The 15,616-nt window shown below is 65.2% G+C and carries 17 protein-coding genes; 13 read left to right on the forward strand and 4 right to left on the reverse strand.

Annotation, left to right across the window (positions count from 1 at the left end; genetic code table 11):
* The first annotated feature begins 49 nt into the window (after nt 1–49).
* The 5 genes from P0D62_RS14800 to P0D62_RS14820 all read left to right on the forward strand — a co-directional run bounded on the left by P0D62_RS14800 (nt 50) and on the right by P0D62_RS14820 (nt 2,661).
* Nucleotides 50–1,384 carry an acyltransferase family protein gene (locus P0D62_RS14800; RefSeq protein WP_275703325.1) on the forward strand — a complete coding sequence of 445 codons (1,335 nt, stop codon included), beginning with the start codon at nt 50–52 and terminating at the stop codon, nt 1,382–1,384.
* 46 nt (nt 1,385–1,430) lie between these two features.
* Nucleotides 1,431–1,688, forward strand: a complete 258-nt coding sequence (locus tag P0D62_RS14805) for a hypothetical protein (protein ID WP_275703326.1) — start codon at nt 1,431–1,433, stop codon at nt 1,686–1,688.
* 57 nt (nt 1,689–1,745) lie between these two features.
* Nucleotides 1,746–2,072: a cupin domain-containing protein gene (locus P0D62_RS14810; protein ID WP_275703327.1), complete on the forward strand. Its 327-nt coding sequence runs from the start codon at nt 1,746–1,748 to the stop codon at nt 2,070–2,072.
* A 153-nt stretch (nt 2,073–2,225) separates the two neighbouring features.
* Nucleotides 2,226–2,420, forward strand: a complete 195-nt coding sequence (locus P0D62_RS14815) for an antitoxin VbhA family protein (RefSeq protein ID WP_275703328.1) — start codon at nt 2,226–2,228, stop codon at nt 2,418–2,420.
* A complete protein-coding gene (locus tag P0D62_RS14820; RefSeq protein ID WP_275703329.1) occupies nt 2,407–2,661 on the forward strand; it encodes a hypothetical protein in 255 nt (84 codons plus the stop codon). Before P0D62_RS14815 ends, P0D62_RS14820 begins: the two co-directional genes overlap by 14 nt.
* Before the next feature lie 48 nt (nt 2,662–2,709).
* Here P0D62_RS14820 and P0D62_RS14825 read toward each other — a convergent pair whose 3' ends face one another.
* Together P0D62_RS14825 and P0D62_RS14830 are read right to left on the reverse strand one after the other, a co-directional pair.
* Entirely contained in the window at nt 2,710–3,900 is a 1,191-nt protein-coding gene (locus P0D62_RS14825) for an MFS transporter (RefSeq protein WP_319947013.1), read from the reverse strand.
* Complete coding sequence (locus tag P0D62_RS14830) at nt 3,869–4,708, reverse strand: SDR family oxidoreductase (RefSeq protein WP_275703330.1); 840 nt, start codon at nt 4,706–4,708, stop codon at nt 3,869–3,871. The genes P0D62_RS14825 and P0D62_RS14830 overlap by 32 nt, the downstream gene beginning before the upstream one ends.
* A 146-nt stretch (nt 4,709–4,854) precedes the next feature.
* On the opposite strand from P0D62_RS14830, the gene P0D62_RS14835 reads away from it, so the two are divergent.
* From P0D62_RS14835 to P0D62_RS14870, 8 genes are all read left to right on the forward strand, one after another.
* Complete coding sequence (locus P0D62_RS14835) at nt 4,855–5,718, forward strand: helix-turn-helix transcriptional regulator (RefSeq protein WP_275703331.1); 864 nt, start codon at nt 4,855–4,857, stop codon at nt 5,716–5,718.
* A 16-nt stretch (nt 5,719–5,734) separates the two neighbouring features.
* Nucleotides 5,735–6,772, forward strand: a complete 1,038-nt coding sequence (locus tag P0D62_RS14840) for a zinc-dependent alcohol dehydrogenase family protein (protein WP_275703332.1) — start codon at nt 5,735–5,737, stop codon at nt 6,770–6,772.
* 58 nt (nt 6,773–6,830) lie between these two features.
* Complete coding sequence (locus P0D62_RS14845) at nt 6,831–7,247, forward strand: cupin domain-containing protein (RefSeq protein WP_275703333.1); 417 nt, start codon at nt 6,831–6,833, stop codon at nt 7,245–7,247.
* 10 nt (nt 7,248–7,257) lie between these two features.
* Nucleotides 7,258–7,578 (forward strand): carboxymuconolactone decarboxylase family protein, encoded by a 321-nt coding sequence (locus tag P0D62_RS14850; RefSeq protein ID WP_275703334.1) that lies wholly within the window; start codon nt 7,258–7,260, stop codon nt 7,576–7,578.
* Between the two features lie 41 nt (nt 7,579–7,619).
* Nucleotides 7,620–8,606: an aldo/keto reductase gene (locus P0D62_RS14855; protein WP_275703335.1), complete on the forward strand. Its 987-nt coding sequence runs from the start codon at nt 7,620–7,622 to the stop codon at nt 8,604–8,606.
* A 257-nt stretch (nt 8,607–8,863) separates the two neighbouring features.
* Nucleotides 8,864–9,892, forward strand: coding sequence for a BMP family lipoprotein (locus P0D62_RS14860; protein WP_275703336.1), 1,029 nt, complete (start codon nt 8,864–8,866; stop codon nt 9,890–9,892).
* Nucleotides 9,893–10,121: 229 nt separating this feature from the next.
* Entirely contained in the window at nt 10,122–10,613 is a 492-nt protein-coding gene (locus P0D62_RS14865; RefSeq protein ID WP_275703337.1) for a hypothetical protein, read from the forward strand.
* On the forward strand, nt 10,610–11,188 hold the full coding sequence (locus P0D62_RS14870; protein WP_275703338.1) for a DUF6036 family nucleotidyltransferase: 579 nt from the start codon (nt 10,610–10,612) through the stop codon (nt 11,186–11,188). Before P0D62_RS14865 ends, P0D62_RS14870 begins: the two co-directional genes overlap by 4 nt.
* 212 nt (nt 11,189–11,400) lie before the next feature.
* On the opposite strand, the gene P0D62_RS14875 is transcribed toward P0D62_RS14870, so the two are convergent.
* Nucleotides 11,401–13,785, reverse strand: a complete 2,385-nt coding sequence (locus P0D62_RS14875; RefSeq protein WP_275703339.1) for a glycoside hydrolase family 31 protein — start codon at nt 13,783–13,785, stop codon at nt 11,401–11,403.
* Nucleotides 13,786–13,897: 112 nt separating this feature from the next.
* Entirely contained in the window at nt 13,898–15,589 is a 1,692-nt protein-coding gene (locus P0D62_RS14880; RefSeq protein ID WP_275703340.1) for a glycoside hydrolase family 13 protein, read from the reverse strand.
* Nucleotides 15,590–15,616 lie beyond the last annotated feature (27 nt).

The following is a 15,616-nucleotide window of genomic DNA, read 5'->3' on the forward strand; positions in this document are numbered from 1 at the left end:
TTTCCTCACAGTCCGGCCCGTTTCGAGCGCCGGGAGAGGGGGCACATCGGTGACGACGCAGCGCATGAGCCGGGCGGAGAAGCTGGACGCCGAGACGCCCGAGTCCCGCAACCGTGTCGTCGACTTCCTCAGGGCGGCCGCCATCACGGTGGTCGTGCTCGGCCACTGGACCCTCGTCGCCGTCGACTCGGACGGCGGCATTCAGGCGCACGGCGTGCTGAACGAGGCGCGCTGGACGCATCCGCTCACCTGGATCTTCCAGGTGATGCCCATCTTCTTCCTCGTGGGCGGCTACTCGAACGCGTTGTCCTGGCGATCCGCTCGCCGCAAGAACCTCGGCTACGGCGATTGGCTTCGCGCGCGGCTGCGTCGGCTGTGTATCCCCCTGGTGCCTTTGCTGCTCGCCTGGCTTGCGATCAGCGTCGTCGCGCTCGCGGCCGGTGCCTCCACCGCGACGATGGAGCTCGCGTCGAAGATGGCGCTGGTCCCCACGTGGTTCCTCGCCGCCTACCTCTTGGTGATCGCGTTCGCGCCGGCCTGTTTGGTGCTGTGGGAGCGATGGGGATGGTGGTCGGTGGCCGCAGGCATCGCGCTGGCCGGCGTGGTGGACGCTGTCAGCATCACCCTCGACGCCCCGCTGGCCGGCTACCCGAACTATCTGCTGGTGTGGGCGAGCTTCCACCAGGTGGGTTTCGCGTGGCTGGACGGCCACCTGAGCGGAGTGCGACGACGACTCGTCCTGCTCCTCTGCGGCGCCGTGGGGCTCGGACTGCTCGTCGGACTGGGCCCGTATCCGGTCTCCATGATCACCGCCGGCGGCGACGCCATCAGCAACTCCAGCCCCACCCGCGTGACCATGGCCTTCCTCGGCATGATGCAGGCCGGATTCGTCCTGCTTCTCGAGGGCTCACTCACCGCGTTGCTTCGCCGGCCGCGAGTGTGGTTGGCGACGGTGGTCGTGAACCTGCGGATCATGACCTGGTTCCTCTGGCATCTCACCGCGCTCGTCGGCGTTTCACACCTCCTTCTCGCACTGGGCGCGCGTGACTTGTTGCCGACGCCGCTCTCCGGCATCTGGTGGGCGACCCGACCGCTGTGGTGGCTCGCGCTGCTTCTCGTCACCGGTGTGCTCGTCTTGGTGTTCGGCCGCCTCGAGACGCCCCGCCCGGACCACCGCCCCGCTCCGCCCGCCTGGAAACCCGTCACCGCCGCCGTGCTGGTCTGCGCCGGCTTGGCCGTGATGGCGGATGCAGGCATGGTCGGCCCGAACGGGGTCAACTGGATCTGGCCGGCCCTTCCTTTGATCGGGGTCTTCGCCTTCGGCGTCGTCTCCCTTCGCAGGAACCGCCTCGCCGAACCAGAGCAACAAGGTAACAATCGTTGACAAACAGCGCGACGGTAACTAGTGTTACCACGGCGGAGGTGACACTATGACCAGCAGGACTGACGCAGAACTCCTCGATGAAATCGAGAACAGCAACGACGGCCAAGGCCCAGATCCCATCTATACGGTAGGCCCCGAACTCGCGGCGATCGCCGCAGCCAGCCTCAGCTTGCGAGCCGCCGAGATTGCCCTCGATGCGGCCGTGGCTCAGGCCCGAGAGCAGGGCCAGACCTGGCAGGCTATCGGCGAAGTTCTCGGTATGACCCGGCAAGGTGCACTCAAGCGTTTCCGCAACGCGGCCTGACCGATCGACCTGTACTTCATCGGGCAGAGCTATCTCGCACCGCTCACGGGCGGCAGCGTGCCGGTCAACAACGTCACCTTCGAACCAGGCTGCCGCAACAACTGGCACATCCACCACGGCACCGACGGCGGAGGCGACCAAATCCTGCTCTGCACCGCAGGCAGCGGCTGGTACCAAGCCGAAAGATCAGAGCCCATCAGCCTGAACCCGGGCAGCGTCATCCACATCCCAGCCGGCACCACACACTGGCACGGCGCCAAAGCCGACTCCTGGTTCTCTCACCTCGCCTTCATCACCCCCGGCGACGGCGTCAGCAACGAGTGGCTTGAGCCCGTCACCGACGAGGAGTACAACAACCTGGCATCGTCACCATCACCGCGCTGATCGCCAGCGCCGTGCTGGACAGCTCGCAGAGCAACTGCGGCTCAGGTCACCGCTGGTCACTCCGTATGGCTGGCGCGGCCGCTGCAAGGCCATTTTCTTCGAGAGTCCGGGTAGACTTTGGTCCCAGGCACGCCGGAATGAGAGGAGGCTGGCATGAGCACTTCGACTGTCACCCCGACCACCGAGGCAGAGCGCGAACGACGCGTCGCTGAGGCGATTCACAGCGGCGAAATGGAGGGCCTGAGCGTAACGCCCGCGGGCCGAGCTGACGCGCAGGAGTACGTCGCCGGCCACATCGATTCCGACGAGCTGGTTGCTCGCGCACGCGCGCGCTATGGCCTCAGCTGAGTTCGTCGACCCCTACCTCGACCCCGACACGGGACTCCTGCGGAACAAGGTCGGTGCGCGAACCAAGCTTGCTCTCGACAACGCTGAGAGCGACCTTTCATTCGCCCGCCTGATGCAGCTCATGGACCGTCCACCGAAGTTCTTCGGTGGCGGCGTCGACAAGGAGGGCCGGATCGATGTCTCCGAACGCGTCGACGACTACCTGGCCCACGGCTTCGGAAGTCCTCGACCAGCCAGGTAGGAGCTTCGGAACGAGACCCTCATCCAAGCCTGGTCGAGAGCTACACACCTAGTGGGCAGCTGATCGCGGCTGGGCGATCAGGAGGATAACCAGCGCGACGACGGTCAGGCCAGCGCAGACAGCGAAGATGCCGGGAAAGCCGAGGGACTCGACGGACGCGATCGCGATGATCGGGCCAGAGATGACCGCCCCGATCCTGCGGGTATTCATGTTCAGCCCAGTCGCCAAGCCCGGCTTCGGGATACTGTCCTGAAACACCGACAACCCCGTCCCTGCGACGATCGCGAAGAACCACGCATTCGGTACCTGCAGCGCCAGCAACACCACAGGACCGCTGGCGAAGACCAGCCCAACATAAAACACGATGCCCGCAACGCACCCGCTCACCATGAGAGCGCGGGACGAGTAGCGCCCGCTGAGACGCCCAATCAACCAGAACGCCGGCACCTCCAGAAACGCCGCCACACCGAGCACGACCCCGCCCCACAACAGTGCCAGGCCCAAGTCGTCGGTCACATAGAGCGTCATGATCGATGTCACCGCCGCGTTCGTCGCCTGGAGCAGCGTGAACGCCACGACGATCCCGACCAGTGCCACCTTCCCGATCCGCAGCCCGCCCGCCTCGAAGGACGTCTCGGGGGCTGCATCGTCGAAGGGTCGCCGGCGCGCCGACGCCATGGCCAGCGTGCCAACAACGTTCAGCACCCCGAGGCCAGCGAGCACGGGCAGGATCGACCGATTGCCTGCCACTCCCATGATCAGCGTCGCCAACGGCGGCCCCGCAACCCAGGCAACCGACACGATCGCGCGCGTCTGCATCAGCACCGCCACTCCCACCCCGGAGTGACGCAGCTCGGCGAACAGCAGGGTGCTGCCCACGCTCCCCGGGGCCCCGAGCGCAACAAGAGCGACGACCGCCATCGGAAGCGACGTCGCCAGCGCCAAGGTTCCGGCCAGAGCGACGGTGAGCGCTGCGCAGATCAGCATCGGGCGCAGGTAGTTGCGGTGACGATCCGCCCAAGCAGGGATGAGGATCGTCGCAACGAAACCCGCGGCGTTGTAGATCGAGAGTACCCAGCCGATGTCAGCTGGCGTCGCACCGTACAGCGTGACGAGCAGCAGTGCGAGCACCGGGGCCAGGAACGCGGCCTGGAGGCCCCAAAGCAGCGCAGACCAGGAGTACAGCACCCCGACCGGACTGTGCACCCTACAGCGCCGGCTCAGGACGAAGCGGCCCACACCAGTACGAGGCGGTAACGCCGCCGTCCATGAGGATATCGCTGCCGGTAATGAAGGCGCCGCGCTCGGACATCAGTAGTTCGCCAACGGTTCCGACCTCGTCGGGTGTACCTGCGCGCTTGGCCGGGCAGAGGTCAATCATGCGTCGGTAGCCTTCGCCCCGTGGTCCGGCGAGTTCGTCGCGGGCGAGCGGGGTGATGATGATGCCTGGGCTGATCGCGTTGATCCGCGCATGCCGTCGTCCCCAGCGGACGGCCTCCGCTCGAACCCGCAGCACGTTGCCACGCTTGGAGAGCTGGTAGGCACGAAGTGAGTCGGTGACTTCATGGCGGCTGAGCATTGGTAGGTCGAGAAGGTCTTCCACTGGGGTGACCGCTAGGGCCTCGTCCTGTTCTGGGGTGAGAGCAGGTAGCCGATGCCCCGACTGGGAAGCGATGACAACGCCGGATCCGCCGGGTGCGATCACCTCGCCGAACTCCTCAAGCACGAGCGCCGTTCCGTAGAGGTCTACCCTCATGATCGTCTCGGGGCACGCCTGGCTCGGCGACACTCCAGCGGCGTGGATCATGCCGACGACGTCCCCGACGCCGCATGCCGTCTCGACGAGGTGATGCACGGACTCGCGGGACGACACGTCGACCACCGCCGTGCTGACATCGAACCCAGCGTCCGCGAGCACCTCCGCAGCGGCCTCCGCATTGTCCGCGCGCAGATCGGCCACAATGATGCGCCTGCCTGCACTGACTCGACGCGCAATCGCCTGCCCGATCGACCCGGCCCCGATAAGCACGTTTACCTTTGGCTTCATTCTTGCTCTCCTTCCTTCACAGCACTCTGGTTCTCCCCACTGGTTCTCCCCATGCTCGCGTACGAGCCGCCGCGCAGGAACGCACAGGTTTTCCGTGTACCAGCAGTACCTCCCAACATCGACTGGATCGGCCTACGGTGGAGGTCATGGATCAGCGAAACGAGGTCGGTGAGTTCCTGCGTAGCAGGCGCGACCGGATCACCCCGGAGCAAGCCGGGATGATCGGCGGCGGTCGGCGTCGCGTTCCCGGCCTGCGACGGGAAGAGGTCGCGACGCTGGCCGACATCAGCGTCGACTACTACGCACGAATGGAACGTGGCGACTTGCGCGGCGTCTCCCCCGAAATCCTGGATAGCGTGGCCCGGGCCCTGCGCCTGGATGAAGCAGAGACCGATCACCTGCACGACCTGGCCCGTGCCGCCGCCCCATGGCCCGCCCGTCAACGCAGACCCCGCACAGATCAGACCATCCGGCCGAGCCTGCAACGTCTGGTGGACGCCGTCACCGACGCCGCGATCTGGGTGCGCGACCGACGAATGAACCCCGTCACCGCCAACCCGCTCGGCCGGGCCCTCTACGCCCCGGTGCTCGACGACCCGGAGGGACGGGGCAACACCGCCCGGTTCATGTTCCTGAGCCCCGCCGCACACACGTTCTTCCCCGACTGGGACGCCAATGCCGACGCGATCGTCGCCACCATGCGTGGATACGCCGGGCAGAACCCGCGCGACAAGCAGCTCACCGACCTGATCGGCGAACTCGTCACCCGCAGCGAGGCCTTCCGCATCCGGTGGGCCGCGCACAACGTGCGCCACCATCGCACTGGCGTCAAACGCTTCCACCACCCTCAGGTCGGCGACATGGAGCTGACCTACGAGGCGATGAACCTGCCAGGCAACCCGGACTGGCTGATGTTCGGCTACACCGCCGAGCCCGGCACGGCCAGCGCCGAGCGCCTACGGCTACTCGGCAGTCTCGCCGCCACCCCGATCACCGCAACGACGAACTAGCAGAAGGAGTCAGTTCATGCGCGCAACCCTGTATGGCGGCGCCTACGACATAACCGTTGGCGAGCGTCCCGACCCGCGAATCGAGCTGCCTACCGACGCCGTGGTGCGGGTACTGATGGGCTGCGTCTGCGGCTCGGACATGTGGTACTACCGAGGCGTCTCGTCCCACGCTCTCGGCCCCATCGGCCACGAGTTCATCGGCATCGTCGAGGACATCGGCTCCGAGGTACAGGGGCTCGCCGAGGGTGACCTGGTTATCGCTCCGTTCCTGTGGTGCTGCGGTCAATGCCGCCCCTGCCAAGCCGGATGGCCCTGCCACTGCGTCAACGCCGGCTCCTTCGGCAACCATGGCAACGACGGCGGCCAAGGCGAAAAGGTGCACGTCCCCTACGCCGACGCCACCCTCGTCACAGTGCCGGCCGGCGACTACGACGACGCCACCATGAAGTCTCTGCTCGCCCTGTCCGACGTGGCCTGCACCGGACACCATGCCGCTGTCTCCGCCCGCGTCCAGCCAGGCCTGACGGTCGCGGTGGTCGGCGACGGCGCGGTGGGGCTCTCCGCCGTGTTGGCCGCCCGTCGGCTCGGCGCCGAACGCATCATCGCCCTGTCTCGCCACAGCACCCGCCAGCAGGTGGCCAGGGAGTTCGGCGCCACCGACATCGTGGCGGAGCGAGGCCAAGACGCCATCGACCACGTGCTCGAACTCACCGACGGCTACGGCGCCGACGCCGTCATGGAATGCGTCGGCACCGGCCAATCGATGGACACCGCCTACGGCATCGCCGCAGTCGGCTCTACCGTCGGCGCCGTGGGCGTGCCGCACGACGTCACCCTGCCCGTCAGCACCATGATCTTCCGCAACACCGGCTTCGCCGGTGGCGTCGCCCCCGCCCGTCGCTACATCCCCGAACTCCTCCCCGACGTGCTCTCCGGAGTCATCAACCCGGGCCGTGTGTTCGACTACGAAACCGACCTCGACCACGCACCCGACGCTTATCGGGCGATGGACGAACGCCGGGCCATCAAGTCCCTCATCCGGATGGGCGCCTGACGCCACAGATTGGCGGGGTGAGCCATGGTGAACACGAACAAGAACAAGGAGAACAGACATGACTGACAACGAGTTCGATCAGATCTTCCCCCAGGGCGAGAAGAACACCGCCTTCGGCCAGTACTTCATCGGACAGAGCTATCTCGCACCGCTCACGGGTGGGAGCGTTCCGGTCAACAACGTCACCTTCGAGCCGGGCTGCCGCAACAACTGGCACATCCACCACGGCACCGACGGCGGAGGCGACCAGATCCTGCTCTGCACCGCAGGCAGCGGCTGGTACCAAGCCGAAGGGTCAGAGCCCATCAGCCTGGAACCAGGCAGCGTCGTCCGCATTCCAGCCGGCACCAAACACTGGCACGGTGCCAAAGCCGACTCCTGGTTCTCTCACCTCGCCTTCATCACCCCCGGCGACGGCGTCAGCAACGAATGGCTCGAACCCGTCACCGACGAGTACTACAACAACCTGGCATAGGGAGCAACACATGGAAAAGGTCACCACCGGGCGCGATGTTCTCGGCGATTTCGCACCAAAGTTTGCCGAACTCAACGACGACGTCCTCTTCGGCCAGGTCTGGAGCCGCGAGGAACAACTCCCCTTGCGTGAGCGCAGCATTGTCACCGTCACTGCGCTGATGGCCAGCGGCGTGCTGGACAGTTCCCTCCAACACCACATCCAGCGAGCCAAGGACAACGGCGTCACCAAAGACGAGATGGCAGAAGTGCTCACCCATGCCGCCTTCTACGCCGGCTGGCCGAAGGCCTGGGCGGCGTTCCGCCTAGCCAAAGACGTCTACGGCGAGTAGCCGTCGGCAATACCACCAAGAGATCGACGAGAAAGACCACCATGCACAGAAGAACGCTGGGCCAAGGCCTTGAAGTATCAGCCATCGGACTGGGGGCGATGGGCATGTCCATGTCCTACGGCCCCAACCCCGGAGACAGGGACGACATGATCGGCGTGCTGCGTTACGCCGTCGAACACGGCGTCACCTTCATCGACACCGCCGAGGTCTACGGTCCCTACGAAAACGAGGAACTGGTGGGCGAAGCGATCGCCCCGATCCGCGACGAGGTCATCGTCGCGACGAAGTTCGGATGGAACATCGTCGACGGAAAGATGCAGGGCACCGACTCCCGGCCCGAGCAGATCCGCCGCGTCGCCGACGCGTCCCTCAAACGCCTGGGGGTGGAGACCATCGACCTGTTCTATCAGCATCGCGTCGACCCGAACGTTCCCATCGAGGACGTCGCCGGCACCGTCGGCGAACTCGTCGCGGCCGGCAAGGTCAGGCACTTCGGACTCTCCGAGGCCGGCGCCAGCACCATCCGCCGCGCGCATGCCGTCTTCCCCGTCACCGCCGTCCAGTCCGAGTACTCGCTCTGGACCCGAGACCCAGAAGCCGAAGTGCTCCCCACTCTGGCAGAACTCGGCATCGGATTCGTGCCGTTCAGCCCGCTGGGCAAAGGATTCTTCACCGGCACCGTCTCCGCAAACCAGACGTTCGGCGCCGACGAGATCCGCGCTCGCGTCCCCCGCTTCCAGGCCGAGAGCCTCGCCGCCAATCAGGCCCTGCTCGATCACGTCACCGCACTCGGCGAGCAACGCGAAGCGACCCCCGGCCAGATCGCATTGGCCTGGCTGCTCGCCCAAGCACCCTTTATCGTCACGATCCCCGGCACCCGTCGCCGCGAACGCATCGACGAGAACGCCGGCGCGACCACCGTGCGGCTCTCCGCCGACGACATCGCCGACCTCAACCACCTCGTCGACCGACTCGGCGTGGCCGGCGATCGCTACAACGAGGCCGGCATGAAGATGGTCGGCCTATAGGCGGCCATCCGCGTGCCGGCCGGGTATCCCAGACCAGGCCGACGGGCGCCTATGCTTCGCCGGACGTGAGGGCCAGAGCGATCCAGCTCGCCAGGAATCGTAAGGCCTCAGCGCGAGCCAACGGTGGGCATGACGCCCGTCCGAGAATTTTCCGGAAAATCTCGCCGTAAAAGCTATTCCACTCGGAAACTTAACCGGTATAGTTCTGATAGCTCCGGCGCCGAGGCCTGGGGCGTACGTCGCAGGAGGCATGTTCCATGAAGAAGATCCTGATCGGTGCGGGAGTCGCCGTCGCCGTGGCGCTGACTGGCTGCCAGGCCGAGACACCCGTAGATTCGTTCAGCGCCTGCATGGTGGGAGGCGCCAGCGGGTTTGAAGACCGGGCCTTCAACCAGGTGTCCCACGAGGGGCTCCTGAAGGCCAAGGAGAACTTCGGTATCGAGGTCAAGACGGCCTCGTCCAAGGCAGAGGCCGATTACGCCAAGGACATCCAGTCGATGGTGGACGCGAAGTGCGACATCATCATCACAGTGGGTTCGCAGTTCGGTGAGACCACGGAGGCCGCGGCCAAGAAGAGCCCCGACATCCAGTTCGCCATCGTCGACACCGCCTACGATGCTCCGCCCGCGAACCTGAGAAGCCTGCTGTTCAAGACCGAGGAGCCGTCGTTCATGGCGGGCTATGCCGCGGCCTCGCTGAGCAAGTCGGGCACCGTCGCCACATTCGGCGGCCGCCAGGTGCCCGCAGTGACCGCGTTCATGTCCGGCTTCGTGCAGGGTGTCGAGTACTACAACGAGCAGCACGGCGCCAGCATCAAGGCGATCGGCTGGGACGGAAGCGCGGGCGAGTTCGTCCAGAGCGACCGCCCGTTCGCCGATCCGGAGGCCGCGAAAGCCGTCGCCCAGGGCCTCGCCGATCAGGGCGCGGACATCATCCTCGCCGCCGCGGGCGGCTCCGGCCAGGGCGCGTTGGACCTGGCGAAGGAGAGCAACGGCGCACTGTCGATCATCTGGGTCGATACCGACGGTGCCGTCAGCCAGGAGGGCTTCGCCCCGGTCATCCCGACCTCGGTGGTCAAGGCGGCCGACGTCGCGGTGTACGAGGCGATCAAGTCCGCGAAGGCGGGTGACTTCAGCAACGAGGCCTACGTTGGCACCCTCGCCAACCAGGGCACCTACCTGGCTCCGTTCCACGACTTCGACGCTCAAGTCTCGGACGCCACTCGCACCGAGCTGGATCGCCTCAAGTACGACATCCAGATGGGCAACATCACCATCAACCTCTGACCTCGGGCAACCGAGACGAACAATCGCCAACCGGCCGTTCTTGGAGAGACTCTCCCAAGAACGGCCGGTTCCGCGAGCGCGGGTGGAATCCTCGTCTACGTGGGCGACGGCGCGCACCCGACCCGCGCCACAACGGGCCGGACCCGAGGCATGTAAGGACCGGGCTGTGGACTCGTGACCCCGCTGGAAACGTCTGAGAGAATGGAGCCACAGGAAGGAGGGAACGGTCATGGTGTTCCAGGGTGAAGTGCTCTCGATTGCGGCGCTGCTTGATGTTGCTCGGGCCACCCCCGCGACGCGACCGAACTCTCGTGTCGGTGTACGTCACACAGCGGTGCAGAACGCCGAGGCATGCCGGACTCTGCTCGCCGACGGCGAGACCCTTGATGGGTGTTGGCGCTTCGGAGTCCTCCAGACCTTGGACGACTACACCTCCGTGCTGCGCCGCGGAGGCCCTGTTCTTGCGGCCGGAGTGTTCACCGACGAGCCACCCCGCACCGGATCGACACAGCTCGATGCCGCATTCGCGGCCCTCGCCGACTACCTCGCCAGCCGCGACGGCTGGCCCGCCCCTGAATGGGCGTCCGATCCGTCTCGGTGCACAGAAGCGTGGTACCCGGCGGTTCCTGCGATCTTCCATACCGATGCCGACCAGGAAAGCCCAGCGGCATTCCGGCGGCGCGGGATTCTCATCACCGCTCGTTCGCTGGCGAGGGCATGACTGAGAGCGGGCAGCTCGACGCAGGACAGGTGCAAGTCCTGCTCCAAGAGTTGTCAGATCGGCTCACCGCCGCAGGCGTGCAGGCGCAACTATTCGTCGTCGGCGGTGCGGCAATGGCGTTGGCCTATGACGCCGGCCGTCTTACCCGCGATGTGGATGCGCTGTTCGTACCCGCACCCGAAGTACGACAAATCGCGGAGGACATGAGTGGTCCGCATGGACTGGAACCCGACTGGCTCAACGACGCTGCCAAAGGGTTCCTGCCCGGAGCCGACGAGAATCCGAGCACCGTGTTCGAGTCCGAATCCTTGCTCGTGCAGATCCCGTCACCCGGATACCTCCTGGCGATGAAGCTGCACGCCTCCCGCGACGAGCGCGACCTCGATGACGCCGTGACCCTGTTCAACCACCTCGGCTACGCTACTGCTCAAGAGTGCATCGACCTCCTCGCCACCACTTACCCAGCTAGTCAGCTCCTACCTCGCCACCGCTACCTCGCGGACGAGATCGCCACCCGCGCCCACCACAGCCAACGCAATGATCTGCAGGGCCACTCACGAGGACACATCCTGTAGTCGCCGTGCCTACGACAAATCGGAGGTCGTCCGCCCTCGGAATAGTGGCGTCAATCTCGGCTGGCGGTATTCATGCGCGATGTCAGAACGACGTTCGAGGCGATTCACAACTGCCGCCCCACCAGTTCGCCGGTTTGGAGGTCAACGGGAGCAGCCTTGAGGCTGGAGCCGCCGACATCAATCCCGAGATAAGTCGTCATTGGATTCGCCTCCTACCAGGGTTGTGTTGCCGCCGCACGCTCTAACAGCGCGTCTCGCAGATCCTGCGGAAGGTCCAACGAGGCAAGGCTCCGCGCGAGCGCCAGCCCATCCTGCCGCTGAATAACGTGCCAGGCGATCTGCTTGGTCATGTACTCGATTTCCGCGGCATCGAGGAGCACGAATGTCTTCTTCTCCACATTCGACGGGGCGGGAGCGAGGGTAAGAGTCAGCTCAGTACCAACGGTCATGTCGATCGTCCCGAGATCAATCCTCAAAGCAGGACACAGCAGCTCGTCGTCACACACGACGGCGTTCTCGGCACCGTCGCAGGCAGACGCACCGACGATCTCGAGCACCAACTCACGCTCTCGCAACGGCTCGGGACCGGTAGTCGGCTCGATAACGACATGCAGCTCAGCCAGACCGTCATCGCGGACGGTGAGGCGCTGCACGAAGCGCGTCACATTCGGCTCCGATGGCACACCCTCGCCATGATCCTCGCTCAGGTGCGAAACACCGTCGCCCGGGTAAACGCGAAGCGTCAGCCTGACAGGCGAATCGACGATCGGCGCCGTCGCTTCCGCGAGCGGCAGCACCGACCCGGACCTGGCAAGGACCGGAATCTGTCCCAGCCCTCGGAACATCGGGACGACGTCGCCGCCCTCATAGCGCTGGCCGGTGAAAATGTCGAACCATGCGCCGTCGGGCAGCCAGACCCGCACCGATGACAGCTTGGTGACGGGATCCTCCGGGGCCGTGATCGGTGCGACGAGCAGGTGCTCACCCAGCAGGTACTGATCGGGCATCTGCTGGGCGATCCGTTCACCCGGCCAGTCGTGGTACATGGGGCGGGCGACAGCAACAGCATCGGTATGGGCCTGCCACGCCGCGGTGTACAGCATCGGAATCAGGCGATGGCGCAGCCGCATGAAGGGCGCGATGATGGCCGACGCCTCCGAGCCCAACGCCCACGGCTCCTTCGAGAAGAACGGGTTCGGCGACGAATGCAGCCGGTTGATCGGGGAGAACACGCCGAACTGGAACCAGCGCACGGTGAGCGCCGTGTCCTTGACCCCGAGCATGTGGCCACCGATGTCGTGCGACCACCAAGTGTACCCGACGTTCGCGGCGGTCGCCGTGAAGTACGGCTGGAAGGCCAGGGAAGCCCAGGTCGTGATCGTGTCGCCGGAGAAGCCGACGGGGTAGCGATGGCTGCCCAGCCCGGCGTACCGAGAGAACGTCAGCGGGCGCTTGCCATCGCGCCCGGAGTCGAGGAAGTGGATGTGATTGAGCATCCACAAGGGATCGAGCCCGGGAACGCTGGTGGCGCCGCCCGACTGCCAGTCGATCCACCAGAAGTCCACGCCCTGCTCCTCCAACGGATGATGCAGATGGGTCAGATAGGCGTCGACGAACTCGCGAGAGGTGACATCGAACTCGATAGGAAGGCCGCTGGCAGGGTCGATCCCCATAGCCTCGGCGACCTGCGGGTAGGCCTCCTCGTGACGGCGCACACCGTCGGCTGGGTGCAGATTCAGCGTGGCTGCCAGACCGCGCTCGTGCAGCGCTCCCAGGAAGCGAGAGGGATCCGGGAACAGCTCGCGATTCCAGGTGTACCCGGTCCATCCTGTGCCGATCTCCGGGTCGATGTCGACGTGGTGCCAGTCCATGTCGATGACTGCGACCGACAGCGGGACGCGCTCCGCCTCGAAGCGGTCCATCAGCGTCAGGTACTCCTCCTCGCTATACGGCCAGAAGCGGCTCCACCAGTTTCCGAGCGCGTATCGCGGCACGACGGGGACCGGACCGGTGAGCCGGTGATAGTCGCGGAGCGCAGCGTTGAAGTCATTGCCATACGCGAACAGATACAGATCCCTGCGCGGCAAGCTCGTGGCAGGTCGCGGGGCAATCCAGCCATCCTCGGACAACAGCGCCGAATCGGAATCATCGACGACGGCAAACCCATAGGTTGCCAAGATCCCGGGCTCCAGCTCCACCTCGCCATCGGCGTTGTCCAACGTCCGCGCGGTGCCCAGCAGGTTGCGCTGGTAGCTGCTCTGTGGGTACGCGAATCCGTACCTCCAGGACGAATAGTGAGCATCGACCGCGCCTTTGAGCAGCGCCACGGTGAGCCCACCCTCGCTGAATTCGGCACCGTCATAGCGCAGCCTCAAGTGCTCCGTACGGATCTCAACTCCCCCACCCGGAAGACGCGTGACAACAAAGTCGGGCACGGGAAAGTCGCGAGAGACCACCAGCTGCGACCGCTCATCGACGAACCGACCATCCTCACTCCACTCCATTCGGATGAGGCGAGAAGTGAGCACGGTGAACCGGTAGGTGGGGCCGATGACGACGGCGTCGGGGTGCGCCGGGGCCAGACGGCCGTCAGACATGGAGAACAAGGTTGCTCCTTGGGTTGGGTTTCCGGCACACATCTCTCTATGCCAGACGCCAGGCCCGATACGGCCCTGGCTGATCGCATAGAAAGATCTCTGCCGAGAGGGGTCAGTTGAGGCGGAGGATCCGGGACTCCCAGGGCGCGAGGATGCCTGAATCTGAGTCCGGGTGGGTGCCGAGGACAAGGTCCGCGCCGGCGAGGTCTGGGAGGTCGGCGGGAATCTCAGCGGGGAGCGACGAGCAGTTCGCAATCACAAGAAGGCTGTCGCCACCGAGGGCGCGGGTGAAGGCCCAGATCTGGTCGTGGTCCGGAAGCAGAAGCTGGAAGCGCCCCTCCCGGACGGTCTCGTCGTCGTGACGCAGCTTGATCAGCTTCTGGTAGTGCGCGAACACCGAATCGGGTTCGCGACGGACGGCTCCCGCGTTGATCTCCGAATAGTTCGGGTTCACACCGAACCACGGCTGCCCGGTGGTGAAACCCGCATGCTCGCTGTCGTCCCAGTGGACGGGGGTGCGGGCATGATCACGACTCTTCGCTGCCAGCGACACCAGCACATCTTCCTCGGCGACCCCACGAGCCGTAGCGAGCGCGTGGTAGTTCAACGACTCGACGTCCTGGTAGTCCTCGATGCGGGTGAACGGCGAGTTCGTCATGCCGAACTCCTCACCCTGGTAGACGTACGGCGTGCCCTTGTGCAAGTGCAGCACCGTGGCCAGAGTCTTCGCTGAGTTCACACGGTGCTCCGGCGAATCGTCGCCGAACCGCGACACGGCACGCGGCTGGTCGTGGTTGTCCCAGTACAGCGAGTTCCAGCCAGCCTCCGCCAGCCCGTACTGCCAGTCGGCCAAGTTCTTCTTCAGCACCGGCAACGCCAATGGCGCCAGATCCCACTTGCTTCGAGGCCCCTGATCCAGGCTGACATGCTCAAAGGTGAACACCATGTTCAGTTCGTGCCTGCTCGGGTCGGTAGTAAGAAGGGCCGTGTTGACTGTGGCTCCCGGCATTTCGCCAACGGTCAAGAGATTGTGGTCGTCCAGCCCGACCTCGCGGTTCATCTCGGCAAGAAACTCGTGAAGACGGGGCCCGAACTCTCCTGGAACGGCGGACGCTGAAACGGTTCCAGTGATCTCACAAGGCTTCGAGATCAGGTTGATCACGTCCATCCGGAAGCCGTCGACACCGCGTTCCACCCACCAGCGCATCATCGCGTAGACGGCCTGGCGCACGTCCTCGTTCTCCCAGTTCAAGTCCGGCTGAGCAGGGCTGAACATACCGTAGTAGTACTCGCCGCTGGCAGGATCGAACGTCCACGCTTTCGGCGCGAACGCGGCTGGTTGGTCCCACGGTTCGGCTCCGGCTGACCCTGGCTCCAGGCCAGCCCGCGCGGGCTTCCAGATGTACCAGTCGCGCTTGATCGACGCGGGGTCACGGGACTCCTGGAACCAGTCGTGCTGATCCGAGGTGTGGTTGACCACCAGATCCATAACCAACTTGATCCCATGGCCATGCGCCTTAGCGATCAACTCATCCAGATCCTCCAGCGTGCCGAACAGCGGGTCGATGTCCTGATAGTCGGAGATGTCATAGCCGTTGTCCACCTGCGGAGAGCGATAGACCGGGGACAGCCAGATCACATCCACGCCCAGCTCCGCCAGGTAGTCCAGGCGCGAGGTGATACCCGGGATGTCGCCGATCCCATCACCATTCGAGTCCTGAAACGAACGCGGATAGATCTGATAGACCACCGCAGAACGCCACCAGCCGTCGGGACGGAAGCTGCCGGGGTCGTGGCTCGTCATGTTCATTTTCTCTTTCATGTGAGGTTG

Source organism: Tessaracoccus caeni (assembly GCF_029211185.1).
Taxonomy (GTDB): Bacteria; Actinomycetota; Actinomycetes; order Propionibacteriales; family Propionibacteriaceae; genus Arachnia; species Arachnia caeni.